This window comes from Catellatospora methionotrophica, assembly GCF_011297335.1.
Classification (GTDB): Bacteria; Actinomycetota; Actinomycetes; order Mycobacteriales; family Micromonosporaceae; genus Catellatospora; species Catellatospora methionotrophica.
This window is the reverse complement of sequence record NZ_JAAOTJ010000021.1, coordinates 46,754-70,025: the sequence shown is the minus strand read 5'-3', so window position 1 is coordinate 70,025 and position 23,272 is coordinate 46,754. Positions and strand designations below refer to the sequence as shown.

18 protein-coding genes are annotated in these 23,272 nt (G+C 72.8%); 5 read left to right on the top strand and 13 right to left on the bottom strand.

The features are described 5' to 3' along the window. Nucleotides 1-8: 8 nt before the first annotated feature. Entirely contained in the window at nucleotides 9-3,197 is a 3,189-nt protein-coding gene (locus tag HAV40_RS32035; protein WP_166387939.1) for a non-ribosomal peptide synthetase, read from the top strand. 46 nt (nucleotides 3,198-3,243) lie between these two features. Continuing rightward, nucleotides 3,244-8,511: a non-ribosomal peptide synthetase/MFS transporter gene (locus HAV40_RS32030; protein WP_166387937.1), complete on the top strand. Its 5,268-nt coding sequence runs from the start codon at nucleotides 3,244-3,246 to the stop codon at nucleotides 8,509-8,511. 74 nt (nucleotides 8,512-8,585) lie between these two features. Here the strand turns inward: HAV40_RS32030 and HAV40_RS32025 are convergent, their stop codons facing one another. The 6 genes from HAV40_RS32025 to HAV40_RS32000 all read right to left on the bottom strand — a co-directional run bounded on the left by HAV40_RS32025 (nucleotide 8,586) and on the right by HAV40_RS32000 (nucleotide 13,266). Beyond that, a complete protein-coding gene (locus HAV40_RS32025; RefSeq protein WP_166387935.1) occupies nucleotides 8,586-9,482 on the bottom strand; it encodes a YegS/Rv2252/BmrU family lipid kinase in 897 nt (298 codons plus the stop codon). Nucleotides 9,483-9,517: 35 nt separating this feature from the next. Next, nucleotides 9,518-10,378 (bottom strand): twin-arginine translocase subunit TatC, encoded by an 861-nt coding sequence (tatC, locus tag HAV40_RS32020; protein ID WP_409365015.1) that lies wholly within the window; start codon nucleotides 10,376-10,378, stop codon nucleotides 9,518-9,520. Nucleotides 10,379-10,460: 82 nt separating this feature from the next. After that, nucleotides 10,461-10,721 carry a Sec-independent protein translocase subunit TatA gene (gene tatA, locus HAV40_RS32015; RefSeq protein ID WP_166387931.1) on the bottom strand — a complete coding sequence of 87 codons (261 nt, stop codon included), beginning with the start codon at nucleotides 10,719-10,721 and terminating at the stop codon, nucleotides 10,461-10,463. A gap of 190 nt (nucleotides 10,722-10,911) precedes the next feature. Next, nucleotides 10,912-11,178 carry a hypothetical protein gene (locus HAV40_RS32010; protein ID WP_166387929.1) on the bottom strand — a complete coding sequence of 89 codons (267 nt, stop codon included), beginning with the start codon at nucleotides 11,176-11,178 and terminating at the stop codon, nucleotides 10,912-10,914. 53 nt (nucleotides 11,179-11,231) lie between these two features. Further along, nucleotides 11,232-12,179: a helix-turn-helix transcriptional regulator gene (locus HAV40_RS32005; RefSeq protein ID WP_166387927.1), complete on the bottom strand. Its 948-nt coding sequence runs from the start codon at nucleotides 12,177-12,179 to the stop codon at nucleotides 11,232-11,234. 91 nt (nucleotides 12,180-12,270) lie between these two features. Then, nucleotides 12,271-13,266 (bottom strand): helix-turn-helix transcriptional regulator, encoded by a 996-nt coding sequence (locus HAV40_RS32000; protein ID WP_166387925.1) that lies wholly within the window; start codon nucleotides 13,264-13,266, stop codon nucleotides 12,271-12,273. A gap of 465 nt (nucleotides 13,267-13,731) precedes the next feature. Here HAV40_RS32000 and HAV40_RS31995 point away from each other — a divergent pair, with 465 nt between their 5' ends. Further along, complete coding sequence (locus HAV40_RS31995; protein ID WP_166387923.1) at nucleotides 13,732-14,841, top strand: DUF3866 family protein; 1,110 nt, start codon at nucleotides 13,732-13,734, stop codon at nucleotides 14,839-14,841. A gap of 75 nt (nucleotides 14,842-14,916) precedes the next feature. Here HAV40_RS31995 and HAV40_RS31990 read toward each other — a convergent pair whose 3' ends face one another. Together HAV40_RS31990 and pafA are read right to left on the bottom strand one after the other, a co-directional pair. Further along, nucleotides 14,917-15,123: a hypothetical protein gene (locus HAV40_RS31990; RefSeq protein WP_166387921.1), complete on the bottom strand. Its 207-nt coding sequence runs from the start codon at nucleotides 15,121-15,123 to the stop codon at nucleotides 14,917-14,919. 481 nt (nucleotides 15,124-15,604) lie between these two features. After that, on the bottom strand, nucleotides 15,605-16,963 hold the full coding sequence (gene pafA / locus HAV40_RS31985; protein WP_155375633.1) for a Pup--protein ligase: 1,359 nt from the start codon (nucleotides 16,961-16,963) through the stop codon (nucleotides 15,605-15,607). Nucleotides 16,964-17,108: 145 nt separating this feature from the next. Between pafA and rfbB the strand changes: the two genes are divergently transcribed. Then, the gene (gene rfbB / locus HAV40_RS31980; protein ID WP_166387919.1) at nucleotides 17,109-18,089 is read left to right on the top strand and encodes a dTDP-glucose 4,6-dehydratase; all 981 of its coding nucleotides are present in this window, start codon (nucleotides 17,109-17,111) and stop codon (nucleotides 18,087-18,089) included. A gap of 163 nt (nucleotides 18,090-18,252) precedes the next feature. Here the strand turns inward: rfbB and prcA are convergent, their stop codons facing one another. The 5 genes from prcA to dop all read right to left on the bottom strand — a co-directional run bounded on the left by prcA (nucleotide 18,253) and on the right by dop (nucleotide 22,084). Next, on the bottom strand, nucleotides 18,253-19,071 hold the full coding sequence (gene prcA / locus HAV40_RS31975) for a proteasome subunit alpha (RefSeq protein ID WP_166387917.1): 819 nt from the start codon (nucleotides 19,069-19,071) through the stop codon (nucleotides 18,253-18,255). Between the two features lie 42 nt (nucleotides 19,072-19,113). Next, the gene (gene prcB / locus HAV40_RS31970; RefSeq protein ID WP_166387915.1) at nucleotides 19,114-19,956 is read right to left on the bottom strand and encodes a proteasome subunit beta; all 843 of its coding nucleotides are present in this window, start codon (nucleotides 19,954-19,956) and stop codon (nucleotides 19,114-19,116) included. Then, nucleotides 19,875-20,207: an endonuclease domain-containing protein gene (locus HAV40_RS38720; protein ID WP_239086979.1), complete on the bottom strand. Its 333-nt coding sequence runs from the start codon at nucleotides 20,205-20,207 to the stop codon at nucleotides 19,875-19,877. Before HAV40_RS38720 ends, prcB begins: the two co-directional genes overlap by 82 nt. An 85-nt stretch (nucleotides 20,208-20,292) precedes the next feature. Then, entirely contained in the window at nucleotides 20,293-20,505 is a 213-nt protein-coding gene (locus tag HAV40_RS38715) for a ubiquitin-like protein Pup (RefSeq protein ID WP_166387911.1), read from the bottom strand. Nucleotides 20,506-20,566: 61 nt separating this feature from the next. Continuing rightward, entirely contained in the window at nucleotides 20,567-22,084 is a 1,518-nt protein-coding gene (gene dop / locus HAV40_RS31955) for a depupylase/deamidase Dop (protein WP_166387909.1), read from the bottom strand. A gap of 184 nt (nucleotides 22,085-22,268) precedes the next feature. On the opposite strand from dop, the gene HAV40_RS31950 reads away from it, so the two are divergent. Then, entirely contained in the window at nucleotides 22,269-23,225 is a 957-nt protein-coding gene (locus HAV40_RS31950) for a glycosyltransferase family 2 protein (RefSeq protein WP_166387907.1), read from the top strand. The last annotated feature ends 47 nt before the right edge of the window (nucleotides 23,226-23,272 follow it).

Sequence of the window (23,272 nt, the reverse complement as noted above, 5' to 3'; positions counted from 1 at the left end):
CCATGACCATGACCGAAGACACCCTTCGCGTACTGATGGAGAAGCGCGTCGCCGCCGCACAGGCCGCCGCCCGCACCGCACCTGGCACGGCGATCCCGGCCCGGCGCGACCCGCACGCACCCCAGCCCCTCTCACCGACGCAGCGACGCCTGTGGTTCAACAGCCAGTTCGAGCAGAACCCGGCGATCTACCACGTGCCGGTGGTGCTGCGCCTGTCCGGGCCGCTCGACGGCGACGCGCTGCTCGCCGCGCTGCGTGAGGTGACCGAGCGGCACGAGGTGCTGCGTTGCGTCGTAGCGCAGGACGGCGACGAGCCGACCGCCGTCGCGCTGCCCGCCGACCGGGTGGGCCTGACCCGCGTGGACGTCACCGCCGCCGCGCTGGACGCGGCCGTGCTCGCCGAGGTGAGCCGCCCGTTCCGGCTCGACGAGGAGCCGCCGTTGCGCGCGGCGCTGTTCCGGGTCGCCGACGGCGAGCACGTGCTGGCGCTGACCGTGCACCACATCGCCACCGACGCCTGGTCGCAGGACCTGCTGATGGACGAGCTGGCCGCGCTGTACGCCGCCCGCGTGAACGGCGGCGCGAAGCCCGACGCGCCCCGGCTGCAGTACGCCGACGTCACCGCCTGGGAGCGGGACCGGCCCGCCGGTGCCACGGACTGGTGGGTTCGGCGGCTCGCCGGGCTCGACCCGGTGCTGGCCCTGCCGACGGACCGGCCGTATCCGCCGGTCGCCGACTGGACCGCCGGCTACGTGCCGGTGACCCTGCCGCCCGAGCTGTCGGCGCGGCTGCGCGCCGCCGCTCAGGACGCCGGGGCGACCCCGTTCATGGTGCTGCTGGCGGCCTGGCAGGCGCTGCTGGGGCGGCTGTGCCGCAGCGAGGACGTGGCCGTCGGCGTGCCCGAGTCGGGGCGGCGGCACCGCGACACCGAGGGCGTCGTCGGCTGCTTCATCAACACCCTGATCCTGCGCACCGACCTGTCCGGCGACCCGACCGGCCGGGAACTGCTCGACCGCGTACGCGAGACGACCCTGGCCGCGTTCGCGCAGGCCGACGTGCCGTTCGAGCGGATCGTCGAGGCCGTCGCGCCGCAGCGCTCAACCGCCACCACGCCTCTGATCCAGTCGATGCTGATGCTGCTCGACACCGCGCAGCGCGACCCGGCGCTGCCCGGAGTCCAGGTGACCCGGCTGGACTCGCCGCTGGACGCCAACAAGTTCGACGTGTGCCTGTCGCTGACCGGCCGGCCCGACGGCTACCACGGCTACGTCAGCTACCGCGCGGACCTGCTCGACGCGGCCACCGTCGGCCGCTGGGCCCGCTGGCTGGTCCGGCTGCTCGACGGGATGCTGTCCACGCCGGACCGGCCGCTGTCGGCCCTGGACCTGCTCGACGATCGGGAACACGCCGAGCTGGCGGCCTGGGGCACCGGCCCGGCGCTGCCCGCCGACGCCCCCGCCACCGTGCTGGAGGCCGTACTCGCGCAGGCCGCCGCCCGGCCGGACGCGGTCGCCGTGGACGCCGCCGACGGCACGCTGACCTACGGCGAGCTGGCCCGCGACGCGGCCACGATCGCGTCCGCGCTGCTGGCCGCCGGGGTGGCGCGGGGCGTGCCGGTCGGGGTCTGCCTACCCCGGCACCGGCACCTGCCCGCCGCGCTGGCCGGGGTGTGGCGCGCGGGTGCGGCGTACCTGCCGCTGGAGCCGGACCAGCCCGTCGCGCGGCTGCGCGACCAGCTCACCGACTCCGGCGCGGGCCTCGTGCTGGCCGCCGCCGATACCTGGGACCTGGCCCGGCAGCTCGTGGACGGCACCGGCGCGGTGCTCGTGAACCTGACCGACGCGCTGTCCGCGCCCCCGGTCGCGCTACCCGAGGCCACCCCGGACGACCTCGTCTACGTGCTCTACACCTCCGGCTCGACCGGGCGGCCCAAGGGCGTGGAACTCGACCACGGCAGCCTCGCCGCGTACGTCGCCGCACACTGCGCCGCGATGCCGGTGACCGCCGACGACGTCATGCTCGGCCTGACCGCGCTGTCGTTCGACGTCGCCGGGCTGGAGCTGTGGGTCGCTTTGGCCCGCGGGCTGCGCCTGGTCCTGGTGGAGCGCTGCGACGCCGTCGACGGGCACCTGGTCGCCAAGCGGATCGAGGAGTCCGGGGTGACCGTGATGACGGCGACGCCGACGACGTACCGGATGCTGGTCGCGGCCGGGTGGCGGGCCCCGGGGGTGCGGGTGGTGACCATCGGCGAGGCCGCCGATCCGGGCCTGGCCCGCGAGCTGCTGGACCGGTCCGCCGAGGTGTGGAACGGCTACGGCCCGACCGAGACCGCCGTGGCCTCGACGATGTACCGGATCACGGCCCCGGTCGGCGCGACCGTGCCGATCGGGACCCCGCTGGCCGGGGAGTGGGTGTACGTCATGGACGCCGCCGGGCGGCCCGCGCTGCCGGGCACCGTCGGCGAGCTGTGGATCGGCGGCGCGGGGGTGGCGCGCGGCTACCGGGGGCGGCCGGAGCTGACCGAGGCCGCGTTCACCGCCGACCCGCACCACTCCGGCGCGCGCTGCTACCGCACCGGTGACCTGGTGCGCTGGCGCGCCGACGGGCTGCTGGAGTTCCTGGGGCGCGACGACGGCCAGGTGAAGGTACGCGGCCACCGCGTCGAACTGGGCGAGGTCGAGGCACGGCTGCGCGCCGCGCCCGGCGTCGCGCAGGCGGCCGTGACCGTGGCGGCCACCGGCGGCGACGCACATCTCGTCGGCTACCTGGTCCCCGCACCGGGTGCGGGCCTCGCCACCGCCGAGCTGGAGACCCGGCTGCGGGCGGAGCTGCCCGAGCACATGGTGCCGCGGCGCTGGGCGCTGCTGGACCGGCTGCCGGTCACCGGCTCCGGCAAGCTCGACCGCGCGGCCCTGCCCGAACCGCTGGCGGCCGTACGCGAACACGTGCCCCCGCGCACCGAGGCCGAGCAGCTGGTCGCCGACGTCTGGGGTGCGGTGCTGCACCGCGACGGCCTGTCGGTGCACGACGACTTCTTCGCCCTCGGCGGGCACTCGCTGTCGGCGACGCTGGTCGCGGGACGGCTGCGCGACGCCCTCGAACTGCCGGTGCCGGTGCGGCTGCTGTTCGAGCAGCCGGTGCTGGGCGGCTTCGCGGCCGCGCTGGAGTCGCTGCTGCTGACCGAGGAGGCGCGATGACGGTCATCGACACCCCGCGCACGCTGAAGCCGGCCGAGGAGGCTTGATGACCGTCACCGACACTCAGCGCACGCTGCTGCAATCCCGGTTCGCGCAGGCCCGGCGGACCGCCCGGGAGGCGACGGGCATCCCGGTGTCCGACCCGGACGTCCCGGCTCCGCTGTCGCGGGCGCAGGCCCGGCTGTGGTTCCTGCACCAGCTCGAACCGGCATCGCCTGCCTACCACGTGCCGACGGCCCTGCGGCTGCGCGGGACGCTCGATGTGGACGCGCTGGCCGGGGCCGTACGCGACCTCGCCACCCGGCACCACGTGCTGCGCACCGTGTTCACCGAGGCCGACGGCGAACCGGCCTCGGTGCTCGCCGACGCCGCCCTGGTCCCGTTCACGGTCGTCGACGCCGATCCGGCGCGGCTGCCCGAGCTGCTGCTCGCCTGCCGCGACCGGCTGTTCCGGCTCGACCGCGATCCGCCGCTGCGGGCCGAGCTGTTCCGGCTCGCGCCCGACGAGCACGTGCTGCTGATCGTCGTACACCACATCGCCTGCGACGCCTGGTCGCTGGACCTGTTGCTGGGCGAGCTGGCCGCGCTGTACGCCGCCCGCGCCGCCGACGGTCCGCTGCCCACCCCGCCCGCGCTCCAGTACGCCGACTTCGCCCGCTGGCAGGCCGGCCGTCCCGCGCCCGAGACCGAGGCCGACTGGTGGGCCGCCGAGCTGGCGGGCCTCGCCCCGGTGCTGGACCTGCCCGCCGACCGGCCCCGGCCCCCGGTCGCCGACTGGTCGGCCGGGCAGATCCCGCTGGAGCTGCCCGCCGAGCTGACCGGCCGGATCGGCGAACTCGCCGCCGCGACCGGGGCGACGCCGTTCATGGTGCTGCTCGCCGCCTGGCAGGCGACCCTGTCGCGGATCTGCGGCAGCCACGACATCCCGGTCGGGGTTCCCCACGCGGGGCGGCACCATCCCGCCGTCGAGCAGCTGATCGGCTGCTTCATCGGCACGCTGGTGCTGCGCGCCGACTGCTCCGGCGACCCGACCGGCCGCGAGCTGCTGGCCCGCGTACGCGAGCGCGCCCTGGACGCCTTCGGGCACGCCGAGACGCCGTTCGAGCGGATCGTCGACCGGGTGCAGCCCGAGCGCAACCTGGCCACCACGCCGATCTTCCAGGTGCTGCTGAACGTGCTGGACACCCCCGCCGCCCCGCTGCGCCTGCCCGGCCTGTCCGCGAGCGCTCTGGAGCTGCCGATCCGCACCACCAAGTACGACCTGAACCTGTGGCTGTCGCGGACCGGCGGCGGCTACCGGGGCGGGCTGCTCTACCGCACCGACCTGTTCGACGCCGACACCGCGCGGCGGCTGGCGGGCTGGTTCCGGACGCTGCTGACCGGGCTGCTCGACGACCCGGACCGGCCGGTCGGGGAGCTGCCCCTGGAAGCCGCCCCCGATGCCGGACCGTCGGGGCCGGAGGCCGCGTATCCGCTGGACCTGCCGCTGCACGAGCTGATCGCGCGGCACGCGCTGGCCACACCGCAGGCCACGGCCGTCGTCGCCGCCGACGGGGAGCTGACCTATGCCGAGCTGGAGCACCGGGCGGCCGTGGTCGCCGGGCACCTGCTGGCCGCCGGGGTGCGCCCCGAGGAGCCGGTCGCGGTGCTCACCGAGCGGGGCGTCAGCCTGCCGGTGGCGATGCTCGGCGTGCTGCGGGCGGGTGCGGCGTACCTGCCGGTCGACCCGGGTTACCCGGACGGGCGGCTGGCGTCGATCCTGGACACCGCCGGGGTCCGGTTCGTGCTGACCGAGGCGTCGTTCGCGAATCGGGTGCCGGGCCGTCATGCGCTGGTCGTCGGCTCGCTCACCGGAGCGCCCGCCGAGCCCGTCGCGGTGCCGCCGGAACGGCTCGCTTATCTGATCTTCACGTCGGGGTCGACCGGCACACCCAAGGGCGTCGCCGTCGAGCACCGGCAGATCACGCACTACCTGCACGCGGTCGCCGACCGGATCGGCCGGCCCGGGTCGTACGCCCTGGTGTCCACGCACGCCGCCGACCTCGGCCTGACCAACCTGCTCGGCGCGCTGACCACCGGCGCGACCGTGCACCTGCTGGAGCGCGAGACCGCCACCGACCCGCAGGCGTACGCGGCCTACCTGGCCGCACACCCCGTCGACGCGATCAAGATGGTGCCGAGCCACCTGGAGCTGCTGGCCGCGCACGGCGACCTCGCCGCGCTGCTGCCCCGGCGGGTGCTCGTGCTGGCCGGCGAGCCCTGCCCGTGGGACCTGGTCGCCCGCGTCGAGGCCGCCCGGCCGGACCTGGACCTGCAGGTCCACTACGGACCGACCGAGACGACGGTGTCGGTGCTCGGCTGCCGGGTGGACGAGATCCCCGCCGTGCACCGGCACGGCATCGTGCCGATCGGCCGCCCGTTCGCGAACGTACGCTGCCTGGTCACCGACGAGGCCGGGCGGCCCGTGCCGCACGGCGTGCCCGGCGAGCTGCGCATCGGCGGCCCCAGCGTGGCCCGCGGCTACCTCGGGCTGGCCGACGGCCGGTTCCGCGACGGCTGGTACCGCTCCGGCGACCGGGTCCGCGTCAACGCGTCCGGGCTGGTCGAGATCCTGGGCCGGGTCGACGACCAGGTGAAGGTCCGCGGTTTCCGGGTGGAGCTGAACGAGGTCGCCACCGCGCTGCGCGCCGTGCCCGGCGTGAGCGAGGCCGTGGTGCTGCCGGTCGGGCAGGCGCACACCCGGCGGCTGGCCGCCTGGATCACCCCGGCCACCGCCGACCCGGCGCTGGTCCGGGCCGCGCTGCGCGATCGGCTGCCCGACTACATGGTCCCGTCGGTGCTCACGGCCCTGGCCGCGCTGCCGCTGACCGCCAACGGCAAGGTCGACCGGGCCGCGCTGCCCGAGCCCGCGCCGCCCGCCGCCGCCGACCGCGTCGCGCCGTCGACCCCCGCGCAGCGTCTCGTCGCCGCCGCGTGGGCGCAGGTCCTGGAGTGCGGGGACATCGGCGTCGACGACGACTTCTTCGCCCTCGGCGGGGACTCGTTCAAGGCCGTCCGGGCGGTGCGGGCCATCGACCCGGGCCTGCGCGTGATCGACCTGTTCACCCGCCCGACCGTACGCGAGCTGGCGGCCCACCTCGACGGCGGCGGCCGCCCCGGCGGGCTGCTGCACCGGCTGGCCGGTCCGGCGACGGCGACGCTGACCGTGGTGTGCGTGCCATACGGCGGGGGCTCGGCGGCGGCGTACGGTCCGTTCGCGACGGAGCTGGCGGCGCGGCTGCCGGGCGCGGCGGTGCTGGCAGTGGAGCTGCCCGGCCACGACCCGGCCCGCCCCGACGAGCCGCAACTGCCGCTACCCGAGCTGATCGACCGCATCGTGGCCGAGCTGCCCGACGGGCCGGTGCTGGTCTACGGGCACTGCGTCGGCTCGGCCGCCGCCACCGAGCTGGCGCTGCGGCTGGAGTCGCTGGGCCGCGAGGTCGCCGGGCTGGTCGTCGGCGGCAGTTTCCCCGCCGCTAGGCTGCCCGGCCGGGTCTCGGCCTGGCTGCACCGGCGTGTCCCGGCCACATGGTGGACCTCCGACCGGGCGTACCGCGACTTCCTGCGCACCCTCGGCGGCCTCGACGACGACGAGGGCCTGGACGCCGACGTGATCCTGCGCGGCCTGCGCCACGACGTCGACGAGTCCCAGTCCTGGTTCACCCGCGAGCTGACCGCGCCCGCGCGGCGGCGGCTGCGCGCCCCGGTGCTGTGCGTCATCGGGGCCCGGGACCGGTCCACCGAGCTGTACGAGGAGCGCTACGCCGAGTGGGGCGCGTTCGCCGACCGGGTCGAGCTGGCCGTGGTGCCCAAGGCGGGCCACTACTTCCTCAAGCACCAGGCGTCGTGGCTGGCCGAACGGGTCGCGGACGCGGTACGCGGCTGGGCCGCCGGGCGGCTGCCGGAGCCGATCGCGACGTCGGTGACCGGCGGCGCGGCCCGCCGGGACCTGCGCGAGTTCTACCTGATGGCGGCCGGTCAGTCGACGGCGCTGATCGGCGCGGCGCTCAGCTCGTTCGCGCTCGGCGTCTGGGCATACCAGCGAAGCGGCCTGGTCGCCGACTACGCGCTGGTCACCATGCTGGCGCTGCTGCCCGCGATCCTGCTGCTGCCGCTGGGCGGCGCGGTCGCCGACCGGGTCGACCGGCGGCGCGTCATGCTGGCCTGCAACGGCATCGGTGCGCTGGTCATGACGGCGATGGTGACCCTGCTGGCACTGGACCGGCTCAGCATCGGCACGGTCGGGCTGCTGGTCGGGCTGCTGTCGGCGGTGACCGCGTTCCACCGGCCCGCGTACCTGGCCGCGGTCGCCCAGCTCGTGCCCAAGCCGTACCTGGCGCAGGCCAACGCGCTGGCCAACCTCGGGCCGGGCATCGGCATGCTGATCGCCCCGCTGGCCGGTGGCGCGCTGATCACCGCGCTGGGCCTGCCCGGCGTCGTCGTGGTGGACGTGCTGTCGCTGCTGGCGGGCTTCGCCACGCTGCTGGCGGTGCGGCTGCCGGACCGGCTGTTCCGCCGCCGGGAGGAGACGTTCGTCCGGGCGATCGTCGGCGGCTGGCGCTTCCTGGTGCGGCGGCGGCCCCTCATGATCATGATCGGGTTCTTCGTGGTGGAGAACTACCTGGCCATGCTCGCCCTCGCGGTCACCGTGCCCACCGTGTACGCGTTCGGCGGCGCGACCGGCGTCAGCATCGTCACCGCGTGCAGCGGCGTCGGCGCGGGGCTGGGCGCACTGGCCATGGTGTTGTGGGGCGGCTCGCAGCGGCGCGCGCTCGGCATGGTCGGCTTCGTCAGCGGCGTCGGCCTCGGCGCGCTCCTGGTTGGCCTGCGCCCGTCCCTGGCCCTGGCCGCGGCGGGAAGCCTCATCTGGTACGCCTCGCTGACCGTCCTCAACGCCCACTGGCTCGCCATCATCCAGGTCAAGGTGGGCCTGGACCTGCAGGGCCGGGTGCTGGCCACCAACCAGATGCTCGCCGTCGCGATGACCCCGGCCGCGTTCCTCACCGCCCCGCCCCTGGCCGAAGCCGTGCGGCCGCTGCTCGCCCCCGGCGGCGCGTGGGCGGACACCCTGGGCCTGCTCACCGGCGTCGGCGAGGGCCGCGGCAACGGCCTCATCCTGGCCGCCTGCGGCCTGCTCCTCGCCCTCTGGGGCGCGCTCGGCCTGGCCTACCGCCCACTACGCCGGATGGAGGACGACCTGCCCGACGCGGTGTCAGGCGCGGAGATCGCCGACAGCCTCGACGAGGTCCAGGCCGCCGCCGACCGCGCCGGCTGACCCGCCCCGCGGTGCGGACGAAGGAAGGGCACCTTCTTATCGCTATGCGTTGTAGAAGGAGCCCTTCCTTCGCCTCAGCCGAGAAGGTGGACGGCCTGCGGAACGGCGGTGATCGTGACGGGCAGGGCGGAGATGCGCTCGCCGTCGGCGTAGCAGACGATGCCCTCGGCGGCGATGGTGATCTCGCGGGCGCGCAGCGAGCGCACCTTCGGGTGGGTGATGTGGGTGCCCTGGTAGACGCGGGGCTTGATGCGGATCAGGGTGGCCCGCGAGACCGGCTCGGCCCAGACCATGTCGAGCAGGCCGTCGGTGGCGTCGGCGTCGGGGCAGATGCGCATGCCGCCGCCGTACGCCGCGGTGTTGCCGACGGCCAGCAGGACCGCGTCGAGCACACTGGTCTGGCCGTCGACGGTCACCGTGTAGCGGCGGGGGCGCAGCCGGGCCAGTTCCAGCAGTACGGCGACGTCGTAGCGGAGCGGGCCGCGCGGCCAGCGCATGCGGTTGCCGCGCTCGTTGACGATCGCGTCGAAGCCCGCCGCGAGCACCGCCCCGTACCAGCGCACGGTCCCGTCGAGGCAGGTGATGCGGGCCAGGTCCAGGGCGCGGGTGCGGCCCTCGCGCAGCGCGGCGGCTATGGCGTCGGCGGCCGCGTACAGGTCGGCGGGCAGCCCGGTGCTGGTGGCGAAGTCGTTGCCGGTGCCCGCCGGGATGACGCCCAGCGGCACCGCCGTGCCGGCGACGGCCTGCTGGGCCACGTGCACGGTCCCGTCGCCGCCCATCGCGACCAGCGCGCCCGCACCGGCGGCGACGGCGTCACGGCAGGCCTGCTCGGCCTCGGCGGCGCTCGCCGCGTCCAGCACCCGCACCGGGCGGCCCGCCGCGCCGAGGCGTTCGAGCACCCCAGGCAGAGAACCCCGGTGCCGGCCTCTGCCGGCACCGGGGTTCCTCAGCACCACGATCTCTGCGCTCATGCCCGCTCTCCAAGCCGCGGGACGAGCCGCCGCGATCAGGTCATGTCGTCGTAGCGACGCTCGATCGGCTCCGCGGAGGCGACCGGCGCTACCGCTTCGATGCGCTCGCCGGGCGTGATGCTATCGGTGTCATAGGCGTCGAGTGAAGACGTCTCGTCGTCGTCGAGGCCCTCGTAGATCGACTTACCCCGGTTGCGGCGCTTGTCGTTCAGCATCGAGATGCCGACGACGATGAAGTACAGCACCGCCATGGCCAGCGCGAGCGCGCTCATGCCGAACGGGTCCGGCGTCGGCGTCACGACGGCGGCGAACAGGAACATCAGGAAGATGGCGATCCGCCACCAGCCGAGCATGCGCCTGCCGGTGAGCACCCCGGCGACGTTGAGCATCAGCAGGATCAGCGGGAACTCGAACCCGAAACCGAAGAGCAGCATGACCCCGGTGACGAAGTCGAAGTACCCGGTCAGGTCGACGTTGATCTCGTAGTCGCCGGAGATCTGCAGGAAGAACACCAGGCTCTTCGTCACGACGAAGAAGGCCAGGAACGCGCCCATCGCGAACAGCGGCACGGCGATGGCCGTGAACAGGTAGCTGTAGCGCTTCTCGTGCTTGTGCAGGCCGGGGGCGACGAACGCCCACAGCTGGTAGAGCCAGATCGGCGACGCGATGATCAGACCCGCGTACAAGCCGATCTTCAGCTGCAGCAGGAACGGATCGACCGGTGACGTCGAGTTGAACTGGCAGATCGCGTCGCCCTTGAAGTTGCAGTAGGGCGCGTTGATGAAGTCCTGGATCGGCTCGGCGAAGTACAGGCCGACGGCCAGACCCGCGATGATGCCCAGCGAGGCTTTGAACAGCCGGCTGCGCAGCTCCCGGATGTGCTCGATGAGAGTCATCGAGCCGTCCGCAGCGCGTTCGCGCTGGGACGGCTCGCGACGTGCCAGGGGGTTCTTCACGTCTTCAGCCCGGGGGTGGGGTTCAGGACTGCTGGCGCTGGACCGGATCCACGACCGGCTTGGCGGACGGCTGGCCGTCGAGCGGCTGCTGGCCGGTCACCTGGGCGTCGGCCTTCTCGGCGGTCGCGTCCTTGCCGTCCTCGGACAGCGCCTTGGTCTCGGCCTTGAAGATGCGCATCGAGCGACCGAGCGAACGGGCCGCGTCCGGCAGCTTCTTCGAGCCGAACAGGATCACCAGCACCACGACCACGAGGATGAGGTGCCACGGCTTAAGGGCGCCCATGATTGCTCCAGTCAGAAAGATGAGGGGGTTGAACCAACGCGTTCCGGACCAATGGTACGCGGCCCGGCGGGGTGCTCCCGCAGGTGAAGTGTCGACCATCACCGCGAGCAGCGTCAACGCGATGCGGTAGGTGCTGCAGATTCCTGCAGCAACGGGTGTGACCAGCTTCCGGCCGCCCGATGGACCGAGATCAACCGCGCTTGATCTTGAGGGAGTCCTTGCTCTCCTTGATCAGATTGATGCGCTCCTGGGCCAGCTCGGCGCGAATCCGCAGCGAGTCGCCGTGCGCCTGCAACCCCTCGGCGAGCTTGGCCAGCTCCTGCGCCCGCGCCGCCACCACCTGCAGCTCGGCGCCGGCCTCCTTGAGCCCCGCCAGGCGCCACAGCAGCACGCGCAGCACCAGCCCCAGGAACACCAGGCTCAGCACCACCACTGCCAACACGATCCACACCACCACGCGAGCAGCCTAACCCCTGCGCCGCGCGGCACCGACCGCCGTGCCGCCTTTACCTACGCGTACGCCGCGAGCGCTTCCAGCGCGCTGTCGCGCACCGCCTCGGCCAGTTCTGCCGGCGCCACCACGACGACCTGCGGCCCGAGCCCGAGCACCAGCCTGCGGGCCCAGTCCAGATCGTTGACGCGCAGCGAGACCAGCCACTCCTCCGGCGTCACCTCGACCACCGACTCGCACGGGTAGTACTCGGTGATCCAGCGCCCACCCCGGCCGACCCGCAACGTGACCGTCGGGGAGTCCGGGTCGGGCTGGAACACGCCCTCGGCGACGTCACCGGACTGCGCCTCGGCCGGCGGCGTCGCCGGCTCGTCGAGCTCGGTCAGCGCGTCGATGCGGTCCACCCGGAACATGCGCACCGCGCCCGCCGACCGGCACCACGCCTCCAGGTACGAGCGTCCCGACACCGACAGCAGCCGCATCGGGTCCACCACCCGCTCGCTGGACACGTCCCGCGCCGCCGAGTAGTAGCTCAGCCGCAGCGCGTTGCCGCGCTCCAGCGCCGCCCGCAGGTCGGCCAGCCGGTCGTCGTTGCCCGGCAGGCGTACCGCCACCGGAGCGTCGATCTCCCCAGCGGCCTGCTCGATCTTCGTCAGCGCGCGGTGGATCGCGTCGCGGTCGGCCACGCCCGGCGTCTCGGCCAGCATGCGCAGCGCCACCACCAGGGCCGTGGCCTCGTCGGGGGTGAGCCGCAACGGCCGGTCGATGCCCGCGTCATAGGTGATGGTGACCCGGTCGCCGTCGAACGACATGTCGATCAGGTCGCCCGGCCCGTAACCCGGCAGCCCGCACACCCACAGCAGTTCCAGGTCCTCGCGCAGCTGCCGCTCGGACACGCCCAGGTCACCGGCGGCCTCGACCAGCTCGATACCCGGCCGCGCCAGCAGGTACGGCACCAGGTTCAGCAACCGGGCCAGCCGATCGGCGGACGTGTTCGCGCTGCTCATGACTGCCCCCCGCGGCGTTCGTCGGTGTCGGCGCCGCACCCGGCCCACACGCTCATGCCTGTCGGCGCTCCCGGCACGAGACCCCGCGCCATCACGCCACCTCCGCCAGCTCGGCGGACGCGCCGACCCCGGCGATCTCGCGCAGCCGGGCGACGGTCGCGTCGCGCACCTCGGCCGGCTCCAGCACCGTCACGTCCGCGCCGTAGCCGACCAGCCAGGCGGCGAAGCTGTCCGCGTCGGCGTACCGCAGCTCCAGCACGTCGCCCTCGGGCGTCGTGGTGCAGTCGACCGCCCAGCGGCGCACACCCGCCGCGCGGCCCGGCCGCACCAGCACCCGCGTCGTGCGGTTCCGCTCCACCGGGCCGGACCACCGGGCCACGTAACTGATCAGGTCCAGGTCGGCCGGCGGCTCGAAGGCCCGCTCCTCGCCGATCTGGCGCACCGGCCCGACGATGCGCGACAGCCGGAAGCAGCGCGGCGCGTCCCGGACCGTGTCATGGCCGACCACGTACCAGCGGCCGCGCCAGCAGACCACGCCCCACGGCTGCAGGTGCCGGGTGGTCGGCGCGTCGTCCTCGGGCACCCGGTACGGGAAGGTCACCTCGCGGCGGGCCCGCGCGGCACCGGTGAGCGGCTCGAACGCCGCGTCGACGGCGAGCACCGGCTCCACGCCCAGGGTCGCGTGCGGGTCCACGTCCACGCCACCGGCGCGCAGCTTGGCCAGGCCCGAGGTCGCGGCGGCGGCCAGCCCCGCGTGACGCCACAGCCGGGCCGCGACACCGACCGCGGCGGCCTCGTCGGGCCCCAGCGGGATCGCCGGCAGCGCGTAGTCCCGCCGGGCGATGCGGTAACCGGGCTCGGTGTCGAACACGCTCGCGGTGCCCGTCTCCAGCGGCACCCCGAGCGCGCGCAGCTCGGCCTTGTCCCGCTCGAACTTGCGCTGGAACGCCTCGTGCTCCCGGGCGTCATCGGCGTTGTGCTCGTATCCGGGCACGGTGGCGGCGATCTGCGCGGCGGTCAGGAAGCGCCGCGTGGACAGCAGACAGATCACAAGGTTGACCAGGCGTTCGGTTCGACTGCGCGACACGACCGCCACGCTAGCAGCGCGAGCGCTCCGAGCGGTAACCGGTAAGCGCCGGTTCCCCCACCCGCGCACCCCCAGTCCGACACCAGCTCACACCCTGTCCCCCACCCCACCACGCTCCGTACTGACCGGCCGCCCGCCCCGCCCGGGCGCGCCGCCATGATCGCCGTTTCGTGTCGCAATGCCGCGTCAGACCACAGGTTCTGACCGGAAACGGCGATCAAGCCGCGTGGCGTGCCGGACGGCACGGACGACGACGGGTGCGGGGCGCGGCGGACGGCACGGACGACGACGGGTGCGGGGCGCTGCGGACGGCACGGACGACGACGGGTGCGGGGCGCTGCGGACGGCACGGACGGCACGGACGGCGGGCGGGTGCGGGGCGCGGCCGACGGCACGGACGGCGGACGGGTGCGGGACGCGGGGCGTCCGGCCGAGCGGGGGCGGGTGGGCCGATAGGGTCGGGGCGTGATTCGGTGGCGGACAGGCACGGTGGAGCGGCTCGGCCGCGGTTGGCACGGCGCGCAGGAAATCACGGTCGCGCTGGTCGCCCGCACCCCCGACGATCCCGCGACGGTACGCGCGCTGGCCTACCCCGACCTGGTCGGGCAGCCCGAGGTCGGCGACCAGGTGCTGCTGAACACCAACGCGCTCGCGCTCGGCCTGGGCACCGGCGGCTACGCCATGGTCGTCGCGCTGCCGGGACGACTGCCCGAGGACACCCCCGTGCCCGGACACATCGTGAAAGCGCGCTACAGCCCGCTGCAGACGATCCGGCTGGCCGCCGACGAGGAGGCCTCACCGCACCGCGACGTGCTCGCCGCCGCGCAGGACCTCGACGGCATGCCCGTCGTCGTCGCCGACCTGCACTCCGCCCTGCCCGCGATCCTGGCCGGCATCCACGCCGACGCCCCGCACGCGCGAGTGGCGTACCTGCTCACCGACGGCGGCGCGCTCGCCGCGGGCTTCTCCCGCACCCTCGACGCGCTGCGTGACCGGCTCGCCGGAACCGTGTCGACCGGACAGGCCTGGGGCGGCGACCTGGAGGCCGTCAACGTGCACACCGGCCTGCTCGCCGCCCGGCACGTGCTGCGCGCCGACATCACCATCCTCAGCCAGGGCCCCGGCAACCTCGGCACGGGTACGACCTGGGGTTTCTCCGGAGTGGCCGCCGGGGAGGCCGTCAACGCCACGGCCACGCTCGGCGGGCGGCCCGTCGGCGCGCTGCGCATCTCCGACGCCGACCCGCGCCCCCGGCACCGCGGCGTGTCGCACCACAGCCTGACCGCCTTCGGCCGGGTCGCCCTGGCCCCCGCCGACCTGGTGGTCCCGGCAGAACTATCCGAACCGCTCGCCGCCGACGTCGCCCGCGCCCTGGCCCCCCTCGCGGCCCGCCACCGCATCGTGACCGTCTCCACCACCGGCCTCGACGAGGCGCTGCGCGCCACCCCCGTCAAACTCTCGACCATGGGCCGCGACCTCGACAACGACCACGCCTACTTCCTCACCTGCGCCGCCGCCGGCCGCCACGCCGCCGCGCTCGCCGAAGGAAGGGCACCTTCCCATCGCCTTGCGTAGCGGAAGGGCACCTTCCCATCCTGGCGAAGGGCCGGAGCCGGGCCGTGCGCGGTGGTCCGCCTCGCGAGCAGGGACCTACTTCAGGACGACGAGCGCGATCCAGCCCGCGACGAACACCCCGAGCAGCACGGCCAGCACCCAGGTCGGCACGGTGTACTCACCACGCCGGTTGGCGGAGATCTCGTTATAGATCTTGTCCCGGCGGCGCTGGACCCAGTTGGACCGCACTTCCTCGCCGGTGCGCTCGACCTGTTCGGCCCGCGGTTCGTAGTGCTCGCTCATAGTCCCGCGAGCTTAGCCACCCCCACCCCACCCCGACCACCGCCCGCCCCCGGCCCGCCCCGCCCGGCCCAGCCCGCCCTGCCCGGGACCCGCCACGCCACGCCACGCCACGCCACGCCACGCCACGCCACGCCACGCCACGCCACGCCACGCCACGCCACGCCACGGGGCATGATCGCCGTTTCCGGTCAGAACCTGTGGTCTTACCCGACATTCCGACCGGAAACAGCGATCAAGCCCGTGTAGCGCAGCGCACGGGCCGCGCGCGGCCACGCACGACCAGCGCAGCGCCGCACAAGTCCGCACAAGTCCGACAAGACCCGCGCAGGCCCCGCCGAAACCGCGCAAGACGTGGGCGACCCGCCCGGCCGCTCGGCGGCCCTACACGTCTCGGCGGCCCACGTCTCGGCGGCCCTACACGTGAGGAAGGGCACCTTCTATATCGCGGAGCGATAAGAAGGTGCCCTTCCTTCGGATCGGGTCACATGCTGGCGATGAGGCGTTCCACGCGCTCGTCGTGGGCCCGGAACGGGTCCTTGCACAGGACGGTGCGCTGGGCCTGGTCGTTCAGCTTCAGGTGCACCCAGTCGACCGTGAAGTCACGGCGCTTCTCCTGGGCGTGCCGGATGAACTCGCCCCGCAGCCGCGCCCGCGTCGTCTGCGGCGGCGTCTCCTTCGCCTCGAACGTACGCAGGTCGGTCACCACCCTGTCGACCTTGCCGCGCTTCTCCAGTAGCGGGTACAGCCCCCTGCCACGGCGCAGGTCGTGATACGCCAGGTCCATCTGCGCCACCCGCGGGCTCGACAGCGGCAGATCATGCTTGCGCTGGTACGCCTCGATCACCCGCAGCTTGGTCACCCAGTCGATCTCCCGGCCCACGTCGCCCAGGTTGCCCGACTCGACCGCGGTCAGCACCCGGCCCCACAGGTCGATGATCCGCTGCGCTGCAGGGTCGCCGTTGCGGCGGGCCACGAACTCGGTCGCCTTCTCGTGGTAGATCCGCTGGATCTCCAGCGCGCTGGCCTCCTTGCCGCTGGCCAGCCGCACCTTGCGCCGCCCGGTGATGTCGTGCGACACCTCCCGGATGGCCCGGATCGGGTTCTCCAGCGCCAGGTCGGGCATGGCCACCCCGGTCTCGATCATCCGGAGGACCAGGTCCGCGCTGCCGACCTTCAGCAGCGTGGTGACCTCGTTCATGTTCGAGTCGCCGACGATCACGTGCAGGCGCCGGTAGCGCTCGGCGTCGGCGTGCGGCTCGTCGCGGGTGTTGATGATCGGGCGGGACCGGGTGGTCGCCGAGGAGACGCCCTCCCAGATGTGCTCGGCCCGCTGCGACAGGCAGTAGACCGCCCCGCGGGGCGTCTGCAGCACCTTGCCCGCGCCGCAGATCAGCTGCCTGGTCACCAGGAACGGGATCAGGACGTCGGCCAGCCGGCCGAACTCCCCGTGCCGGGACACCAGATAGTTCTCGTGGCAGCCGTACGAGTTGCCCGCCGAGTCGGTGTTGTTCTTGAAGAGGTAGATCTCCCCCGCGATACCCTCATCGTGCAGCCGCTTCTCGGCGTCGACGAGCAGACCCTCCAGGATCCGCTCACCCGCCCGGTCGTGCGCCACCAGGTCGACCACCGAGTCACACTCGGGGGTCGCGTACTCGGGGTGGGAACCGACGTCGAGGTAGAGGCGTGCGCCGTTGCGCAGGAAGACATTACTGGACCGTCCCCATGAGACGACCCGACGGAAGAGGTAGCGCGCCACCTCGTCCGGCGACAGCCTGCGCTGTCCCCGATAGGTGCAGGTGACGCCGTACTCGGTCTCGAGTCCGAAGATTCGTCGGTCCATACACAGACACTAGCCGCCGAAACGCCCAAGGTCACGGTCGTACGGTCGCGACGCGACCGGTGTCCTCGCGATGGATTCCCACCCGTCGCCGCAACCGCAGGTCGCGCACGGGTCGCCACGGAACGTGACTTAAACTTCCGTTGCCATGAAACTTCTGATCACGGGCGGCGCGGGCTTCATCGGCTCGCACTACGTGCGCACCCGGCTCGCCACGCCCGGCCCCGGCCCGCACATCACGGTGCTCGACCGGCTCACGTACGCCGGCAACCGCGACAACCTCGCCCCGGACCCCCGGCTCACCTTCGTCGAAGGCGACATCTGCGACCCGCTGCTGGTCGACGACCTGATGGCCGGGCAGGACGCGGTCGTGCACTTCGCCGCCGAGTCACACGTCGACCGCTCGATCACCGCCGCCGCCGACTTCGTACGCACCAACATGCTCGGCACCCAGATCCTGCTCGACGCCGCCGCCCGCCACCGCACCCCGCGCTTCGTGCATGTGTCCACCGACGAGGTCTACGGCTCTGCCGACACCGGCCACTGGGCCGAGCACCAGCCCCTGGCGCCCCGCTCCCCGTACGCCGCGTCGAAGGCGGGCGCGGACCTGCTCGCGCTCGCCGCGCACACCACGCACGGCCTGGACGTCGTGGTCACCCGTTCGAGCAACACCTACGGCCCCTACCAGTACCCCGAGAAGATCATCCCGCTGTTCACCACGAACCTGCTCGACGGCCTGCCCGTGCCGCTCTACGGCGACGGCTCGCACCGCCGCGAGTGGCTGCACGTCACCGACCACTGCGCGGGTATCGACCTGGTGCTGCACCGCGGGCGCGCGGGCGAGGTCTACCACATCGGCGGGCCCGACGAACTCGCCAACAGCGAGCTCACCACCCTGCTCTTGGAGCTGACGGGCCGCGGCCCGGACCTGGTGCGCCACGTGGCCGACCGCCCCGGCCACGACCGCCGCTACGCCCTGGACAGCACGAAGATCGCCGACGAGCTCGGCTACCACCCGACGGTCCCGCTCGCCGACGGCCTGGCCGCCACCGTCGCCTGGTACCGCGACAACCGTCCCTGGTGGCACCCTCTGACCCCCCGGCACCACCCCACCCTCGCCACCGGCTGACCCGCCCCGGCGCCCGCAGGGCCACCCGACACCCGCCGCGCTGCGACCCCACGACCAACGCCTGAACGCGAAGATCGCTGCCTCGGGTCAGATTCTGCGGTCGAACCGCAGATCACGACCCGAAGCAGCGATCTTGACGCGTGGAGACTCCGGCAGTGCGCCGCTACTGCGCAGAAGGCGTCTCCGGCTTGGGCACGTCAGGCTTGGTCGTGGCGGCAGGCTTGGAGACACCGGGCTTGGCAGGCTCCGCCTGGGGTTCCTCCGCCTTCGGCGGGTCGGCCTTCGCCGGGGCCACCAGCGCGGTCAGCGCCGCCCCGATCACGCGCCGGAACTTGCGGCCCGGCCGGGCCCGCTCCAGAACCGCGACCTCAAGCTGCTCGGGAGCGAGCGTACGCGCCGCGCCACCCTCGCCGCCGACGCTGCTCAGCGCCTTGACCGCCAGCTTCAGCGCCTCACCCAGGGTGTGCGACACGCTGTGCTCGGCGCGCAGGATGTTGCCGATCGCCTCGGCCTGCCCGCCCATCGCCATGAAGCCCGGCTCGTCCTGCACCGAGCCGTCATAGGTCAGCCGGTACAGCTCGTCGTGCTCCGGCGCGGACCCCACCTCGGCGACGCAGATCTCCACCTCGTACGGCTTGCCCTGCTCGCTGAAGATCGAACCCAGGGTCTGCGCGTACGCGCTGGCCAGCGCCCGCCCGGTGACGTCCCGGCGGTCGTAGGAGTAGCCCCGCAGGTCGGCCATGCGCACGCCGGCGTTGCGGAGGTTCTCGAACTCGTTGTAGCGGCCCACTGCCGCGAACCCGATCTTGTCGTAGATCTCGCTCACCTTGTGCAGTGTGGTGGAGAGGTTCTCCGCCACGAACAGCACACCACCGGCGTACGTCAGCACGACCACGCTGCGACCGCGCGCGATGCCCTTGCGGGCGTACTCCGAGCGGTCCCGCATGATCTGCTCAGGCGAGGCGTAGAACTGCATGGCCACGGCGTGTCTTCTCCTTATGGCGTAACGGGAGAGCGGATGGGATCAGGCGCCCGGCTGCAGGGCCCGCGCCGCGATGACGTTCTCGGCCATGGCCGCCGTCTCCTCGTCGGTCAGGCGCTGCGTGCCCTCGGCCGTCGCGGTCATCACCACGGGGAAGATCTTGCGGATGACGTCGGGCCCGCCGGTGGCGGTGTCGTCGTCGGCCGCGTCGAACAGCGCCTCGACCGCGAGCTGCGCCGCCTCGGTGATGCCCAGTCCGCGCTTGTAGCGCTTCTTCAGCGACGACTTCGCGAACAGCGAACCCGAGCCGATCGCGTCGTAGCCGCCGTGCTCCTCGTACAGGCCGCCGGCGATGTCGAAGCTGAAGATGCGCCCCACCTTGCCGGGCGTCTTGGCGTCGAGGTCGAACCCGGCGAACAGCGGGATCACGGCCAGCCCCTGCATGGCCGCGCCGAGGTTCTGCCGGATCATCGTGGCCAGCCGGTTGGCCTTGCCGTCGAGCGAGAGCATCGCGCCCTCGATCTTCTCGTAGTGCTGCAGTTCCACCTGGAACAGTCGCATCAGCTCGATGCCGACACCGGCCGTGCCCGCGATGCCGATCAGCGAGTACGGGTCGGCGGGGTGCACCTTCTCGATGTCGCGGCTCGCGATGAGATTGCCCATGGTGGCGCGCCGGTCACCGGCCATCACCACGCCCTCGTCCGTGCTGATCGCGACGATCGTGGTGGCGTGCGGGGCCAGGTCGGCGTTCATGCCCGCGGGCAGTGTCCGGCGGCCGGGCAGCAGCTCCGGCGCGACCTGCGTCAGGAAGTCGGTGAAAGACGACGTTCCCGGCGTGGTGAAACTAGCTGGTAGACGCCCGGGTGAACCAAGACCCGCTGACACGCTGTCTCCTTCAGATACTCGATCGCCCTGGCAAGGGACTGCTCGTTGTCTTTGAACTGTCCAAGACCGCCGTTGCAGTTGAAACACAGGATGCCACGTACGTTACCGAATTCATGGTCATGGTCAACGTGCTCGGGGTCCGGTGCGCCGCGATCGGCACACCTGGCGTGCGGCGCCTGTCGCCGGTCGTTCCGTGGCGGCGAGCGGCCGGCCCCCGGAACGTCCGAGCGGCCCGGAGGCCGCCCGTTCACTCGTCCTACCAGGCCGCTGCTCCGTCGCGGAGCAATCGTCGGCCGCGCCCGATCCCTCTGTCGCCCAAAAACGGACAAACAGGGATCATTGGCCGCCTTTCTGGACGTACCCCCTAATGAATTCCTCGGCGTTCTCCTCGAGGACGGCGTCGATCTCGTCGAGGATGTCGTCGACGTCCTCGCCGATCTGCTCGACGCGCTCGGCAACCTCGGGGTTCACCTCGGGCGCGACCGACTCGGCTTCCTGCTCGTTCCGAGAGCGGCCCGACTGTGACTGTCCACCGTCCTGCGTGGCCATCTGCGCCTCCCTGACGTCGCCTGTGGGCCTTAAACGTAGCGCGCGGGACCGACTAAAGCGATCACCCGGCGGTGATCACTTCCAGGAGGTCCTTCGCGCTGGGGCAACGGTCGAAAAGCGCGCCGACGTGTTTCTTCGTGCCGCGCTCCGGCTCCATCATGGGCACCCTGACCAGGGCCTCGCGGCCGACGTCGAAGATGACCGAGTCCCAGCTCGCGGCGACCACTTCGGACGCGTACTTGCCCAGGCACCGGCCGCGGAAGTACGCCCGCGTGTCGTCCGGCGGCTCGGTCATCGCGGCACGGGTCACCTCGGGGTCCAGCAGCGTCTTCATCGCGCCACGGGCGACCAGGCGGTGGTACAGGCCCTTCTCCGGGCGTACGTCGCTGTACTGCAGGTCGACGAGCTGGAGCTTGGACGACGCCCAGCCGAGGTTCTCCCGCTCGCGGTAGCCCTCCAGCAGGCGCAGCTTGGCTACCCAGTCCAGCTCGTCGGCGAGCTTCATCGGGTCGTCGCCGAGCCGGGTCAGCACGCTCTCCCAGCGGTCGAGCACGTCGCGGGTCTGGGCGTCGGTGTCGGACCCGGTGCGCGACTCGACGAAGGCGTGCGCCCGCTCGTAGAAGGCCCACTGCAGGTCGAGGGCGGTGAGGCGGCGGCCGTCGCGCAGGCGCATGGTGTGCTTGAGGCTCGGGTCGTGGCTGACCGCGCGCAGCTCGGCGACGGGGTCGGCGATGCCGAGGTCGGCGGTGAGCGCCTTCTCCTCGATCATGGTGAGGATCAGGGCCGACGTGCCGACCTTGAGATAGGTCGAGATCTCGGACAGGTTCGCGTCGCCGATGATCACGTGCAGGCGGCGGTACTTGTCCGCGTCGGCGTGCGGTTCGTCGCGGGTGTTGATGATGGGCCGCTTGAGCGTGGTCTCCAGGCCGACCTCGACCTCGAAGAAGTCGGCGCGCTGGGTGATCTGGAACCCGGCCTGGCTGCCGTCCTGGCCGATGCCGACCCGTCCGGCGCCGCAGAAGATCTGCCGCGTCACGAAGAACGGGGTCAGGTAGGTCACGATGTCGGCGAACGGGGTCTGCCGGCGCATCAGGTAGTTCTCGTGCGCGCCGTACGACGCGCCCTTGTTGTCGGTGTTGTTCTTGTAGAGGTGGATCTGGTGGCTGCCCGGGATGGTCGCGGCGCGGCGCGCGCCCTCGGCCATCACCTGCTCGCCGGCCTTGTCCCAGCGGACCACGTCGAGCGGGTTGGTCACCTCGGGGGTGGAGTACTCGGGGTGGGCGTGGTCGACGTAGAGCCGGGCGCCGTTGGTCAGGATGACGTTGGCCAGGCCCAGGTCCTCGTCGGCGAGCGCTTCCGCCGAGTCGTACGCCGCGCCGGTGTAGCTGAAGCCCCGCGCGTCGCGCAGCGGTGACTCCTCCTCGTAGTCCCAGCGGGCCCGTCCGCCGCGGGCCAGCTCGGGCCGGGCCCCGTACGCGTTCACGACCTGGGACGAGGTCACCATCGGGTTGGCCCCGGGCTGTCCCGGCACGGAGATCCCGTACTCGACCTCGGTACCCATGATCCGCCGCACGCTCATGCAATGAAGCCTCTCACACCGTGCGCGGTGAGACGAGGAGAGCATCCGTGTTCGGGCCAGCCTGGGAGGTTCAGCGCCTTTCGTACACCCGCATGCCGACCTGCGCTCGCGGCTCTCCCCCACGCGGCGGTGACCGGGATAGCATCCCCGTTCTGGACCAGGCACTGCGATGAAGGACCGTGCGATGACCACTGCGGCGCTGTCTGTCGTGATCCCCATGTACAACGAGCAGGAGGTGCTGCCGCTGCTCATCGCCCGGCTGCGCCCGCTGCTGGACGGGGCCGGGCTGGACTACGAGGTGGTCGCCGTCGATGACGGCAGCTCCGACGCCACCGCGCCGATGCTGCTGCTGGCCTGCCGGGAGTGGCCGCGGCTGCGGGTGGTGCGGCTGCGGCGCAACAGCGGCCACCAGGCGGCGCTGACGGCCGGACTGCACCGGGCCCGGGGCGAGTATGTGGCGAGCATCGACGCGGACCTGCAGGATCCGCCGGAGAAGATCCTGGAGATGCTGGCGCTGGCACGGGCCGAGTCGCTGGACATCGTGTACGGGGTGCGCGACGACCGGACCACGGACACGTTCTTCAAGCGGCAGACCGCGCAGGCCTACTACCGGGTGATGCGGCGGCTGGTCGGCAAGAAGGTGCCGCACAACGCGGGCGACTTCCGGCTGCTGAGCCGGGCCGCGGTGGAGGCGCTGCGCGCGATGCCGGAGCGCCAGCCGGTGTACCGGCTGCTGGTGCCGTGGCTGGGCTTCCCGAGCGGGGAGGTGGCCTACCGCCGGGACGTGCGCGCGGCGGGCAGCACGAAGTATCCGCTGAGCAGGATGGTCGCGCTGGCCTTCGACAGTGTCACGAACTTCTCGGCCGCGCCGCTGCGCCTGGCGACGTGGTCGGGGCTGGTGAGCTTCTTCGTGTGCTTCGTGCTCGGCTGCTACAGCGTGGTGCGGTTCGTGATGCACGAGACGGTCAGCGGCTGGACGTCGCTGTTCACGGTGGTCCTGTTCCTGGGCGGGGTGCAGCTGCTGTGCCTGGGCCTGCTGGGCGAGTACATGGGCCGGTTGTACGCCGAGGTCAAGGGCCGCCCGACGTACATCGTCGGGTATGACTCGGCTGAGGCCGCGGAGCTGGCCCAGGCCCGCTGACACGGCGATGGCGCCCACCCTCGCGGGCGGGCGCCATCTGGGTGCCG